The 12,920-nt window shown below is 57.5% G+C and carries 13 protein-coding genes; 2 read left to right on the top strand and 11 right to left on the bottom strand.

The features are described from left to right. Positions 1-35: 35 nt before the first annotated feature. Genes RQ738_RS00005 through sdhC form a run of 6 tightly spaced genes read right to left on the bottom strand, consistent with a single transcriptional unit; the run spans position 36 to position 3,808 of the window. On the bottom strand, positions 36-416 hold the full coding sequence (locus tag RQ738_RS00005; RefSeq protein ID WP_314161281.1) for a protein YgfX: 381 nt from the start codon (positions 414-416) through the stop codon (positions 36-38). Further along, positions 379-633 (bottom strand): succinate dehydrogenase assembly factor 2, encoded by a 255-nt coding sequence (locus RQ738_RS00010; protein ID WP_314161282.1) that lies wholly within the window; start codon positions 631-633, stop codon positions 379-381. Before RQ738_RS00010 ends, RQ738_RS00005 begins: the two co-directional genes overlap by 38 nt. Next, complete coding sequence (locus RQ738_RS00015) at positions 633-1,325, bottom strand: succinate dehydrogenase iron-sulfur subunit (protein ID WP_314161283.1); 693 nt, start codon at positions 1,323-1,325, stop codon at positions 633-635. Before RQ738_RS00015 ends, RQ738_RS00010 begins: the two co-directional genes overlap by 1 nt. A gap of 1 nt (position 1,326) precedes the next feature. Next, the gene (sdhA, locus tag RQ738_RS00020; RefSeq protein ID WP_314161284.1) at positions 1,327-3,090 is read right to left on the bottom strand and encodes a succinate dehydrogenase flavoprotein subunit; all 1,764 of its coding nucleotides are present in this window, start codon (positions 3,088-3,090) and stop codon (positions 1,327-1,329) included. After that, on the bottom strand, positions 3,087-3,434 hold the full coding sequence (sdhD, locus tag RQ738_RS00025; protein WP_314161285.1) for a succinate dehydrogenase, hydrophobic membrane anchor protein: 348 nt from the start codon (positions 3,432-3,434) through the stop codon (positions 3,087-3,089). The genes sdhA and sdhD overlap by 4 nt, the downstream gene beginning before the upstream one ends. Then, on the bottom strand, positions 3,431-3,808 hold the full coding sequence (sdhC, locus tag RQ738_RS00030; RefSeq protein ID WP_314161286.1) for a succinate dehydrogenase, cytochrome b556 subunit: 378 nt from the start codon (positions 3,806-3,808) through the stop codon (positions 3,431-3,433). Before sdhC ends, sdhD begins: the two co-directional genes overlap by 4 nt. 157 nt (positions 3,809-3,965) lie before the next feature. Between sdhC and RQ738_RS00035 the strand changes: the two genes are divergently transcribed. After that, positions 3,966-5,021 (top strand): folate-binding protein YgfZ, encoded by a 1,056-nt coding sequence (locus tag RQ738_RS00035; protein WP_314161287.1) that lies wholly within the window; start codon positions 3,966-3,968, stop codon positions 5,019-5,021. A 103-nt stretch (positions 5,022-5,124) separates the two neighbouring features. Next, a complete protein-coding gene (locus RQ738_RS00040) occupies positions 5,125-5,961 on the top strand; it encodes an HDOD domain-containing protein (RefSeq protein ID WP_314161288.1) in 837 nt (278 codons plus the stop codon). A 290-nt stretch (positions 5,962-6,251) separates the two neighbouring features. Here RQ738_RS00040 and lysS read toward each other — a convergent pair whose 3' ends face one another. From lysS to thrC, 5 genes are all read right to left on the bottom strand, one after another. Further along, entirely contained in the window at positions 6,252-7,742 is a 1,491-nt protein-coding gene (lysS, locus tag RQ738_RS00045; RefSeq protein ID WP_314161289.1) for a lysine--tRNA ligase, read from the bottom strand. 38 nt (positions 7,743-7,780) lie between these two features. Then, a protein-coding gene (prfB, locus tag RQ738_RS00050; RefSeq protein WP_314161290.1) for a peptide chain release factor 2 occupies positions 7,781-8,879 on the bottom strand; the annotation gives its coding sequence in 2 pieces (ribosomal slippage) (positions 7,781-8,803 and positions 8,805-8,879; 1,098 coding nt in all). Between the two features lie 141 nt (positions 8,880-9,020). Then, the gene (recJ, locus tag RQ738_RS00055; RefSeq protein ID WP_314161291.1) at positions 9,021-10,754 is read right to left on the bottom strand and encodes a single-stranded-DNA-specific exonuclease RecJ; all 1,734 of its coding nucleotides are present in this window, start codon (positions 10,752-10,754) and stop codon (positions 9,021-9,023) included. Positions 10,755-10,759: 5 nt separating this feature from the next. Continuing rightward, the gene (locus RQ738_RS00060; RefSeq protein WP_314161292.1) at positions 10,760-11,773 is read right to left on the bottom strand and encodes a hypothetical protein; all 1,014 of its coding nucleotides are present in this window, start codon (positions 11,771-11,773) and stop codon (positions 10,760-10,762) included. 51 nt (positions 11,774-11,824) lie between these two features. Then, positions 11,825-12,907, bottom strand: a complete 1,083-nt coding sequence (thrC, locus tag RQ738_RS00065; protein WP_314161294.1) for a threonine synthase — start codon at positions 12,905-12,907, stop codon at positions 11,825-11,827. Positions 12,908-12,920: the final 13 nt, after the last annotated feature.

Below are 12,920 nucleotides of genomic sequence, written 5' to 3' on the forward strand. Positions count from 1 at the left end.
CGACTGAAATCGCCTTATATCACGCGCTTGGAGCGCTACCTGCCCCGAAAACTACCCATGAATTTTTCTGACGAGGCGAAATTCAGGATAATCAGCGCGGGATGCACATAACTGCCGCGCCGCAATGCCGACTGCCGATAATGCCCCCCGGACATTCCCAGCAAGTAATCGTTATTGTTTTTTATGACAAGCTCGGTAACAGCATGCTTGCCGGTTAACAGGGCATATCGGCGCGCCGACTGGACGAGACTGGTGAGTAATAGCGGGACAAGTAGCAGCACAAACAGGCCCAGGCTTTCATACAGCGGCCAGAGCAGGGACAAGGCCAGGCTGTGCAGCGTGACCAGCAGCACCAGCATGCGCCGGGAAGGTTGCAGTTTAACGACAAGCGCTGCGTCGGATCGCCTCGATGACATAACGTAACTCCACTTCCTTGTGTGACTGTCTGCCCATCAGGTACTCGAGCAGTTCGGTATCGGGATAATCCAGCAAGGCAAGGAATCCCTGCCGGCTTGCCGCATCAAGCTGTTCATAACCGTCAGCAAGAAAGGCATATAACAGGGTATCCAGTTCCAGCATGCCACGTCGGCATTGCCAGTAAAGCCGGGCCCGTTCCTTTGCCGGCAGCGTCATTACACAGACTTCTTCAACATCGCCTGTTTGATTCTGCCGATCGCCCGGGTCGGATTGAGGCCTTTCGGGCAAACATCGGCGCAATTCATAATGCTGTGACAGCGAAACAGCTTGTACGCATCATCAAGCATATCGAGGCGCTGTTCGGTGGCCTGATCCCGGCTATCGACCACAAAACGACAGGCCTGCAGCAGCGCCGCCGGTCCGAGAAAGCGTTCCGGGTTCCACCAGTATGAAGGACAGGCCGTGGTGCAACAGGCGCAGAGAATACACTCGTAAAGCCCGTCCAGTTGTTCGCGTTGCGCCGGTGTCTGCAAGCGCTCGACTGCCGGCTCGGGTTCGTCATTCTGCAACCATGGCTTGACGGCACGATACTGTTTGTAAAACTGTTCAAGGTCGACGATCAAATCGCGGATGACCGGCTGTCCGGGTAACGGGCGCAGCACTACGTGCTCACCCAGTGCGGCAAGCGGCGTCACACAGGCAAGCCCGTTGCGGCCGTTGATATTCATGGCGTCCGAGCCGCACACACCCTCGCCACAGGAGCGCCTGAAAGAGAGGCTTTCATCCTGCTCCTTGAGCAGCGTCAGGGCCTCGAGCAACATCATGCCATCCTGCACCTGCAGTTCGTAATCCTGCATACGGGGTTCACTATCGGTTGCCGGGTTAAAGCGATAGATGGAAAAATGCATGTCAGTACACCCGTTCCTTTGGTGGAAAACTGTCCACTGTCATGGGCCTCGTATGTACCGGCTTGAAGTCCATTACCCGGCCTTCCTTATAGAATAACGTATGCTTAAGCCAGTTAATGTCATTGCGTTGCGGGTAGTCCATACGTGAATGTGCCCCGCGGCTCTCCTGCCGGGCCAGGGCCGAAGACACCGTGGCGATGGCGACATCGAGCAGGTTTTCCAGCTCCAGTGCCTCGATGCGCGCCGTATTAAAGACCTGACTATGATCAGATAGCCGCGCATCGGCGAGGCGCGCCTCGATGGCCAGCACCTTGTCGAGCCCCTCCTGCAGGACCTCTTCAACACGAAACACGCCGCAGTGCTGTTCCATGACCAGCTTCAATTCATTTCGCAACCCGGAGACAGATTCCCCATCGCCCTTCTGCTGCCAGCGCTGCAGACGCTGCATGGCCTTATCGATACTGTCTGTGCCCAGTTCGCGATGATGGCGATGCTCAGCAAGGTAACCTTTAATATGATTGGCCGAGGCTCGGCCAAAGACGAGGATATCCAGTAACGAATTACCGCCGAGGCGGTTGGCCCCATGCACCGAGACGCAGGCGCATTCGCCCGCGGCATACAGGCCTGGTACTTCCTCTTCCGGTCCCGATTCGACGGGGGTCACCACCTGGCCATAGCGGTTGGTCGGGATACCGCCCATCGTATAGTGTGCCGTGGGAAAGACCGGGATCGGCTGTTCGGCCGGGTCCAGGTTCAGGAAGGTCCGTGTCATTTCACAGATACCCGGCAGGCGCTTGTGCACCACATCACGACCGAGATGATCAACCTTTAGGAGAATGTGATCCTTGTTCGGCCCGCAACCGCGGCCTTCGCGTATCTCGATGGCAATCGCCCGACTCACCACGTCACGGCTGGCCAGGTCCCGGGCATGCGGCGCGTAGCGATCCATAAAGCGTTCGCCTTCACTGTTGATGAGGTATCCCCCCTCACCGCGCGCGGCCTCGGTGATCAACATACCCTTGCCGGCCATGCCCGTCGGATGAAACTGAAAGAACTCCATGTCCTGAAGCGGTATCCCGGCCCGCAGTGCCATACCCATGCCGTCACCGGTATTGATCATGGCGTTGGTCGAGGTGCGGAATATCTGTGCTGCGCCACCGGTGGCCAGCAAGGTGGTCTTTGCCTCGATGACCATCGGCTCGCCGCTGGCAATATCGATCACCAGTGCGCCGAGGATATAGCCCGTTTCGTCACGTAACAGGTCGATGGCAAAGTATTCATCAAAGAAATGGGTGCGAGCGGCGATATTTTGTTGATACAGGGCATGCAGGATGGCGTGGCCGGTACGATCGGCAGCGGCGCAGGTGCGGGTGGCCTGGGCACCGCCAAAGTTCTGGCTCTGGCCGCCAAACGGGCGTTGGTAGATGCGCCCATCCTCCATGCGCGAGAACGGTACGCCCATGTGTTCGAGTTCATAGACGATCCGCGGCGCGGCGCGGCACATGTATTCAATCGCGTTCTGGTCACCGAGATAGTCGCTGCCCTTGACGGTATCAAACATATGCCAGTGCCAGTTATCCTCGCTGACGTTGCCGAGAGACGCGGTCACCCCGCCTTGCGCGGCCACCGTATGGGAGCGGGTCGGAAAGACCTTCGACACCACTGCCACCATGGCCTCGCCCTGCGATAACTGCAAGGCAGCACGCAGCCCCGCACCACCGGCCCCTATCACGAGGGTATCGAATTTACGCCGTTTCAAACTCATACAGCAACTCCGCTGTTCATCAGCAATATCCCGAGCACCCAGAACAACATCATGACCAGCGACACCGCGACGATAGCCAACAGGCCCAGCCGCAGGCCCAGGTTATGTACATAATCGATAAGGATATCGCGTATCCCCACCCACGCATGCAGCATCAGGGCCAGAAAAAACACTGCCCAAATCAGGGCGACAACGGGCTCAGCGAGGAGCGTATGCCAGCCGCGATATTCGCGCACACCTTGCTGCCATATATATAAAGGCATAAAGATCAAAAACAGCAGCAGGTACACAGCCGAGACGCGCTGGAGCAACCAGGCGGAGAAACCACTCAGCAGGTGCTTCACAAGCAGCCCCCCACCAGGATGATGGTGGCGATGACCGCCAGGATATTCACCAGCCAGGCACTGTAGCACGCCTGTTGACGCTTGATACCCACCTCTACATCCAGCAGCAGAAAACGCAGGCCCGCGAACAGATGCTGAAAAAGCCCCCAGAGCAGGATGACAAGGAGTGCTTTAATCGGTAAAGCATCAAGCTGCCCCATGAGCCTGGCAAAACCTTCCGGGCTCTGCAAGGATTGTTGCAAGGCAAGGATGAGAAACGGCAAGGAGAGAAATAACAGTATCCCCGACAAGCGGTGCAGAATCGAGGCGATCGCCGTCACGGGCATACGGATCTGTAGAAGATTCAGGAACACGGGTGGCGTCCGCCTGCTCATGATATTTTTTTCATCACGCTATTGTTTCCTGTTTCAGCTCAGCCACTTGAGACGTGAAAGCAGCATAGCGCAACAATTCGCCCTATGCAATGTGGGTCATGCCTTTTTAAATGAAGTGTTACAATCGATGGAAATCAACTCCGGGACATATACAACCATGCACAACGAATGGAAAAAATTCCTGCAAGGCCAGCAGGCTGTTATTGATGCGCAAGGTCAACTGCGCTTCGCGTCTGCCGCGGCAGAGGCCCGTACCGTCAACGAACAAAATGTCATTGCTGATCTGTCCCCACTCGGGATAATTCGTGTCAGCGGTGAGGATGCAAGCGATTTTCTGCAGGGACAATTCAGCAACGACGTCAAGCAGGTAGATGAGCAAACTGCCCAGCTAAGCAGTTACTGCAACCCGAAGGGCCGGATCCTGGCCAGCTTCTGGCTCTACCGGGAGGGCGACGCCTTTTATATACTTCTGCCAGCCGAGACGCTGGCCGCCACCCTCAAGCGCCTGCGCATGTTTGTACTCATGTCGAAGGTATCGCTTGAAGATATCAGTGAAGCCTCTGCCTGCCTGGGACTGGCCGGCGAAGACGCTACGACCGGCCTCGAACAACAGCTGGGCTCAGCACCGGTGACCGCCGGCCAGAGCTGCCACCACAATGAACTGACTGCTATTCGACTACCCGGCGAGCGTCCGCGCTACCTGATCACCGGGCCGGTTAACCGCCTGCAGTCCCTCTGGCAGGCGTTTGTGCAGGACCACACGCCGGTCGGCTACCAGGCCTGGCAGCTACTGGATATCGAGGCCGGCCTGCCGTCAGTGTATGCGGCTAATGTCGAGGCCTTTGTCCCGCAAATGCTCAACCTGCATGCCATCGATGGGGTCAGTTTCAAGAAAGGCTGCTATCCCGGCCAGGAAATCGTCGCCCGTATGCACTACCTCGGCAAGCTCAAGCGGCGCATGTATCGGGCCCATATTGATTCGGATTCGCCCCCCGGTATCGGCGACGAGGTGATTGCCCCGGACAGCCAGAGCGGCCAGGGGACCGGTCGCATCGTCATGACCAGCCCGGCTCCGCAGGGTGGCTACGAGGTGCTCGCCGTCATCCAGGTCAGCAGTGCCGAGCAGGGTGATGTACATCTGCAGTCGATCGATGGCCCCAAACTCGACTTTATCGACCTGCCCTACGAGGTACCCCTCGAGCGGGAAGCGTAGAAACAGGGGTTCTTGCCGGGCCGAAGGCAAAAAAAACAGGCTGTATTTTTGCCCAAGGCCATCTAAACTAGGGAAAAAGAGCAAGAACAATCAGGAGACTGAAGTGGTATCTGCGGACGAGTTTTATTCACAACTACTTAAAGACATTCAAACTAACCAGCTGGTTTTGCCGACCTTACCGGAAGTGGCATTAAGAGTCCGAGATACAGTTGAAAATGAGGATGTTTCGGCCAAAGAAGTCGCCAGTGTCATTAGCACCGACGCGGCACTCTCGGCGCGTCTTATCCAGGTCGCCAACAGCCCGATGTACCGCGGCAGCAAGCAGATCGAGGATATCCAGACTGCCGTGGCCCGACTGGGTTTTACCACAACCCGTGACATCGTTACCGGCCTGGTGATGCAACAGATGTTCCAGGCCACCTCGGAAGTCACCGACAAGCGCCTGCGTCACATCTGGGAGCACAGCACCCAGGTCGCGAGTATCTCGCAGGTACTTTGCTCACAGTTCACCCGCCTGAAAAAGGACCATGCCCTGCTGGCCGGCCTGGTGCATGACATCGGTGCCCTGCCCATCCTGGTTGCCGCTGAAGACATGCCGGAGCTGTTGGAAGACGAAGCGGCACTGGATAAACTCATTAAGGAACTCCACCCACGACTGGGCAAAATCATTCTCGAGTCATGGCACTTTCTGCCCGAGATCAGTGCAGTGGCAGCCGAACATGAAGACCTGAACCGTAACAGCGGCGATGAGATTGATTATGTTGACCTCGTCCAGGTCGCCAACCTGCAATCCTATATCGGCAGCGACAACCCGCTGGCAAAGATCGATTTTGACAGCGTACCGGCCTGCGTGAAGCTCGGTCTCGGCGGAGATGTCAACGTCATCGACATGGACGGCTTTGAAGAAATCGAGGATATCCAGAAGTCGCTGATGGGGTAGGAAGGATATTGATGATTGCGGAATGATGATTGATGATTGGAAAGGCGGTTTTGCAGAAATCAGCAACTTATGTGCTCTTCGCTGATTCATTATTTCATACCGCAAAGGGCGAAAAGAGCGCGAAGTTAAAAAGCGAAATAACACAACATTATTCTTGTGATTTACTTAACGAACCTTCGCGTCCTTCGCGGTTTAAATCCCGATTCAGAATAGGCGAATAAGTTACAGCCTATTGCAGAATCGTTTTTTCATTCATCATTCATCATTCATCATTCATCATTCATAAATCATCAATCTATACGTCTCATATGCGGGAATAGCAGCACGTCGCGGATCGATGGCGAATCGGTGAAGAACATTACCAGCCGGTCAATCCCGATCCCCTCGCCTGCGGTTGGCGGCAAGCCGTGTTCGAGGGCGATGACGTAATCCGCATCGAAGTGCATGGCCTCGTCATCACCGGCATCCTTTTGTAACACCTGTTCACGGAAACGCTCGGCCTGGTCTTCGGCATCATTCAATTCCGAGAAGCCATTGGCGATCTCGCGGCCGCCAACAAAGAACTCAAAACGTTCGGTCACAAACGGGTCGGCATCAACCCGCCGCGCCAGTGGCGAGACCTCGGCCGGGTAGGCGGTAATAAAGGTCGGGGCCTTGAGGCGGTGTTCAACGGTCTTCTCGAAGATTTCTATCTGCACCTTGCCGAGGCCATAACCGTCCTTGAGCGGAATACCCAGCCCCTGGGCCACCTTGCGCGCCGCATCCATGTCAGCAAGTTGTTCCGCGGTTATCTGCGGATTGAAATGCAGGATCGATTCAACCACCGTCATGCGCGTGAACGGCTTGCCGAAGTCATACTGTTCACCCTGGTATTCAATGACCGACTTGCCAAGCACGTCTTCGGCCAGGCCGCGCAATAATTCTTCGGTCTGATCCATGAGATCGATATACGTCGCATAGGCCTCATAGAACTCGATCATGGTAAATTCCGGGTTATGCCGGGTGGACAGCCCCTCGTTACGGAAATTACGATTGATTTCATATACCCGTTCAAAACCGCCCACGACGAGACGCTTCAGGTAAAGCTCCGGGGCGATGCGCAGGTATAACTGCATATCCAGCGCATTATGATGTGTCATAAAGGGTTTGGCTGTGGCCCCGCCCGGGATGGCCTGCATCATCGGCGTTTCCACTTCGAGGAAATCGCGGGCGTTAAAGAAGTTACGAATATAATTGATGATCTGCGTACGTACCTTGAAGGTATTACGTGAGGTCTCGTTCATGATCAGGTCAAGATACCGCTGGCGATAACGCGCTTCCTGATCGACCAGGCCATGAAACTTTTCCGGCAGCGGGCGCAAGGCCTTCGTCAGCAGGCGAATGTCATCCACCTTCACAGACAGTTCACCGGTCCTGGTACGGAACATGGTGCCTTCGGCGCCAATAATATCGCCGATATCCCATTTCTTGAATTGCGTGTTGTAGACACCTTCCGGCAGGGCATCGCGGCCGACATACAACTGCATCTGGCCCGACATATCCTGCACATGCGCAAAGGCGGCCTTGCCCATAATACGCCGGGTCATCATGCGCCCGGCAATCCGCACACGGATGGCCCGTTCTTCGAGTGCATCGGCATCCATATCGGCATACTTCGCATGCAGTTCACCCGCCATGACATCGCGGCGAAAATCATTCGGGAAGGCAATTCCCTCGTCGCGCATGTCTTGCAGCTTGGCACGTCGTTGTGCAATCTGTTCGTGTTCTTCGTTGTCAGCCATAATGATTACCCGTTAACTCGATATCAGGTTTGTATTTGTTATAAGCCCTTCTTCAGGCTTGCTTCAATAAACTTGTCCAGGTCACCGTCAAGCACGGCCTGGGTGTTGCCGGTCTCGACGCCGGTACGCAGGTCTTTAATGCGCGACTGGTCAAGCACGTAGGAGCGGATCTGGCTGCCCCAGCCGATGTCCGATTTGCTGTCTTCCACCACCTGGGCATCGGCATTCCGCTTCTGCATCTCGGATTCATACAACCTGGCCTTGAGCTGCTTCATGGCGGTGGCCTTGTTCTTGTGCTGCGAGCGGTCATTCTGACACTGCACGACGATACCCGAGAGCTTATGCGTGATACGCACCGCCGACTCGGTACGGTTAACGTGCTGACCACCGGCGCCACTGGCGCGATACACGTCGATACGCAGGTCGGCCGGGTTGATGTCGATATCAATATCGTCATCGACTTCCGGCGAGACAAACACGGCAGAGAAAGAAGTATGCCGGCGGTTACCGGAATCAAAGGGGGATTTTCTCACCAGCCGGTGCACGCCGCTCTCGGTCCGCAACCAGCCAAAGGCATAGGCGCCACTGACCAGCACGGTAGCAGACTTGATGCCCGCCACCTCGCCTTCCGAGAGCTCGATGATCTCGGTCTTGAAACCGTGCTGCTCGCCCCAGCGCAGGTACATGCGCAACAGCATCTCAGCCCAGTCCTGCGCCTCGGTGCCACCGGAGCCGGCCTGGATATCGAGGAAGGCATTGTTCGGGTCCATCTTGCCGGAGAACATGCGCTGGAATTCGAGCTTGGCCAGCCCTTCTTCCTGGCTATCCAGATCGGCGACAACCGACTCGACCGTCTCCTCATCCTGCTCGGCCTCGGCCATCTCGAGGAGTTCACCGGCCTCTTCGAGAGCGGCGTTCAGCTTGTCGAGGGTCTCGACGACCTGCTCAAGCATGGCCCGCTCGCGACCAAGGGCCTGGGCGCGCTCAGGGTCATTCCATATGTCGGGATCTTCGAGTTCGCGACTGACCTCGGTCAGGCGTTCAGACTTGTTATCGTAGTCAAAGGTACCCCCTAAGCTCGTCAGAGCGTAGCTGCATATCCTTGATTCGGGTATAGATGGGATTGAGTTCGAGCATGTCACTTAATAGTGTTATTACAAGGCAGTGAATACTACTATAGCAGGGCCGATCTGACTACAAAAGGCCTGTTTTAATTCGCGATTCAGGCGCTTGCCGGCTGGTGTTACGCGCCTGGCGCGCCGCTGCATGCGAGCTCGGTTAGTCGAGCAGCTCGATATGTTCCACCATCAGTTGCACCGTGCGCATACCCTGGAACGCATTTACATCGAGGCGATAGGCCAGGCGCAGGCGTTCGACACGGGCCGGCCAGTCCGCATCGGTGGTATTGAAGGCGATACCATCAATGCAGGCCTGTTCGCCGGGCTTGCGTAACATCAGCTTGAGGTGGCGCTCACCGACAATGCGCCGGCTTACCAGTTCAAACTCGCCATCAAAGGTCGGTTCCGGAAAGCCCTGCCCCCAGGGACCGGCATTGCGCAGCGTTTCGGCAAATTCCAGGGTCAGATCCCTGGCCGATAATTCACCGTCGCTGTGCACGACCCCCTGCAGGGCCTCAGCATCAATTTGCCGACGCACTTCGGCGTCAAAGGCGGCGCTGAAACGGGCGTATGCCGAGTCGGGCAGACTCAGCCCGGCGGCCATCGCGTGACCGCCGAACTTGGTGATAAGCTCCGGGTTATGTGCCGCCACCGCAGCCAGGGCATCGCGGATATGCAGGCCGGGGATCGAGCGCGCCGAGCCTTTCAGTTCACCGTTATCGCCCGGGGCAAAGGCGATCACCGGCCGGTGCAGCCGCTCCTTGACGCGCGAGGCGAGAATGCCGATCACGCCCTGGTGCCAGCCGGCATCATACAGGCATACCCCCAGCGGCTGCTCGGCATCATCGAGCTGTAACCTGTCCAGCGCGGCGAAGGCCTGCAGGCGCATGTCCTGCTCAATAGCGCGGCGTTCATGATTCAGGGCATCCAGTTGTTGCGCCAGTGCCAGCGCCTGTTGCGGGTCATCGGTGAGCAAACACTCGATACCGATCGACATATCCTCCAGTCGCCCGGCCGCATTCAGGCGCGGCGCCACGGCAAAGCCGAAGTCCGCGGCAATACAGTCTGACTGGTTGCGACCGGCGATCTTCAGCAAGGCGGTGATGCCGGCGCAACATTTGCCCTGGCGAATGCGCGCCAGGCCCTGCGCCACGAGGATACGGTTATTGCGTTCCAGCGGCACCACGTCAGCGACCGTGCCCAGCGCGACAAGGTCGAGCAAGACCGACAGGTTCGGCTCGGCCATATCCTTTTGCGTAAACCAGCCCCGTTCACGTAATGCCGTGCGCAAGGCGAACATCACGTACAGGGCCACGCCGACACCGGCGAGTGACTTGCAGGGAAAACTGTCATCGGGCTGGTTCGGGTTCACAATCGCATCGGCGGCGGGCAACGCATCCCCGGGCAGGTGGTGATCGGTTACGATCACCTGCATGCCGTGTTGTTTGGCGGCCTCGACCCCGGCCAGACTGGAAATGCCATTATCCACGGTAATCAGTAGATCCGGCTCTCGTTGTGCGGCGAGTGCTACGATCTCCGGCGTCAGGCCATAACCAAAAGTAAAACGGTTTGGCACCAGGTAATCAACCTGCCGGGCGCCGAGCAGACGTAAGGCCCGCATCATCAGGGCACTACTGGTTGCACCGTCGGCGTCAAAGTCACCGACAATCAGAATGCGCTTGTCCTGCATGACGGCATCGGTGAGCAAGCTGGTCGCTGCCGGCATCCCCAGCAGGTCCTGGTATGGCAGCAAACCCGCCAGCGAGTAATCGAGATCGGCCGCGCACTTTACATCGCGGCCGGCATAGATATGCGACAACACCGGGTGCTGCCCCTTGATGACCAGTTGCGTCGCCACCTTGCGCCGCCGGATGGTTTTTTCAATCTCGGCCATTGTCTTCAGCCTGCCAGTTCATGGAGCGGCCGACTGCGACGCCACCACCGACGCAGCGCCTTGCGCGGCAGGCAAAAACGCTTGCCGGCAAAGTAAATCACCAGTTCATCCAGTTGCCCCTGTTTGAGGTCGGCCCACAGTGGCAACAGGTAGGCCTGCTCCAGCCAGAGCAAAAACCGCAGCATGGCTTGTGGGTCATCTTGTTCCGGTGTGTCGGCAAACTCGATCAAGCCTGCCCTGCCGGCAGCCCGGCATTCCGCTGCTGAATCTGGAACCGCCGCCAGCTCGACGTGCAGGTGGCGGGACAAACCTTCGGTAAAGGCCTGCCGGGTGTATACCCGCTGGAACTGGCTGGAACCCGGCTGCGGCAGTTGCCCGCCACCCCAGCACCAGACGCTGTTGATTTCAGCCATGCCCGACTCGGCACGTTGCTGGTTAACCTGGCTGGCAGTCATTTGCATTTGTATCTCATTCAAATAGCGTCGCCATTTTGCCGCGTCCTTGCCGGCTGGCATAAACGGCAGGATATTTTGTCCGCGGACTTTAGCAAGCGCCGCGAAGCTGACATCCGGGGCATGCGGGCAGCGCAGATACCAGTGTTCGGGCGCACCAACAATAAACTCGAGCGCATCATCCGCAAACAACCGGTTCAATTCGCCGACCAGTTTCTCTGCCTGATCCGGGGTGGGCGTAAACGACTCACCACTGAATAACAATAAATGGTCAAGGTCGGGGTGCAGGTGTACCGGATCGGCACACAGCCAGTATTCGTCAGCGGTGGGTTGCAGGTTGTCAGCAATGGCACGTAAGGCGGCCACCGGTGGCGCGACCTGCAGCTTACCCGTCAACAGGTATAGGACCAATGCCTGCCGATCGGCAACTGGCAGTGCTTTTCGATCAGCACGGGAAAGCATCTTGCAGAGAAGCGCCAGACCGGTGCCGGCCTCACTGGCGCAGGCCTGGACCTGCTGGAAAAACCGGCTGCGATCAGCCTGGCTGTCGGGCAGTGACGGCAACACAAGGCTGAGCCGGGATGACGTCACTGCCCGCATAGAAGGAAAGGCCCTGATTTAGTCTTCCATGTTGTCAAGGATGGCTGTCTTGACGGAATCGAGACTGGCCGCGACGGTAATCAAAGGCCGGGTACTTTGCTTAATGGCCGTATCCGGGTCTTTCAGGCCATGGCCTGTCAGCGTGCAGACGATCTTGCTGCCTTCCGGGATCTTGCCGCTCTCGATGTCGCGCAGCGCACCGGCCAGGGAGGCCGCCGAGGCCGGCTCACAGAATACGCCTTCCTTCTCGGCCAGCAGTTTCTGCGCCGCGAGGATCTCATCGTCAGTACACTCGTCAAACCAGCCGTCAGATTCTTCCCTCACCACCCAGGCCTTGTCCCAGCTCTGCGGGTGACCGATGCGGATAGCCGTGGCGACCGTCTCCGGCTCATCAACCATCTCGCCACGCATGAACGGTGCCGAACCGGCGGCCTGGTAACCGACCATGCGCGGACGATTGTTGACCACGCCGTGTTCAAAGTATTCGGTATAGCCCATCCAGTGCGCGGTGATGTTACCCGCGTTGCCCACCGGCAGGCAGTGGAAGTCCGGCGCACACTCAAGCTCTTCGACGATTTCAAACGCGGCGGTCTTTTGTCCCTGCAAACGATACGGATTGATAGAGTTAACGATCGTGACCGGCGCTTCCCTGGCAACATCCTTGACCAGTTGCATGCCTTCATCAAAGTTACCCTTGATCTGGATGACCACCGCGCCGTGCATCATCGCCTGCGAAAGTTTGCCGAGGGCAATCTTGCCTTCCGGGATCAGCACGAAGGCGGTGATGCCGGCACGTGAGGCATAGGCGGCAGCAGCGGCCGAGGTGTTGCCGGTGGAGGCACAGATGATCGCCTTGCTGCCCTCTTCCACGGCCTTGGTGACGGCCATGGTCATGCCCCGATCCTTGAACGAGCCGGTCGGGTTCAGGCCTTCATACTTGACGTAGATATCGACATCCTTGCCAATCGCGCGCGGGATGTTGTTCAGCCGAATCAGAGGCGTATTACCTTCACCAAGGCTGATCAGGCGAGTGTCATCTGAAACCGGCAGGCGGTCTCGGTACTTGTTAATGAGTCCGGTATAACGTGGTCGAAATGGCATGTTCATACTCCGT

Source organism: Sulfuriflexus sp. (genome assembly GCF_032250955.1).
GTDB lineage: Bacteria > Pseudomonadota > Gammaproteobacteria > AKS1 > AKS1 > Sulfuriflexus.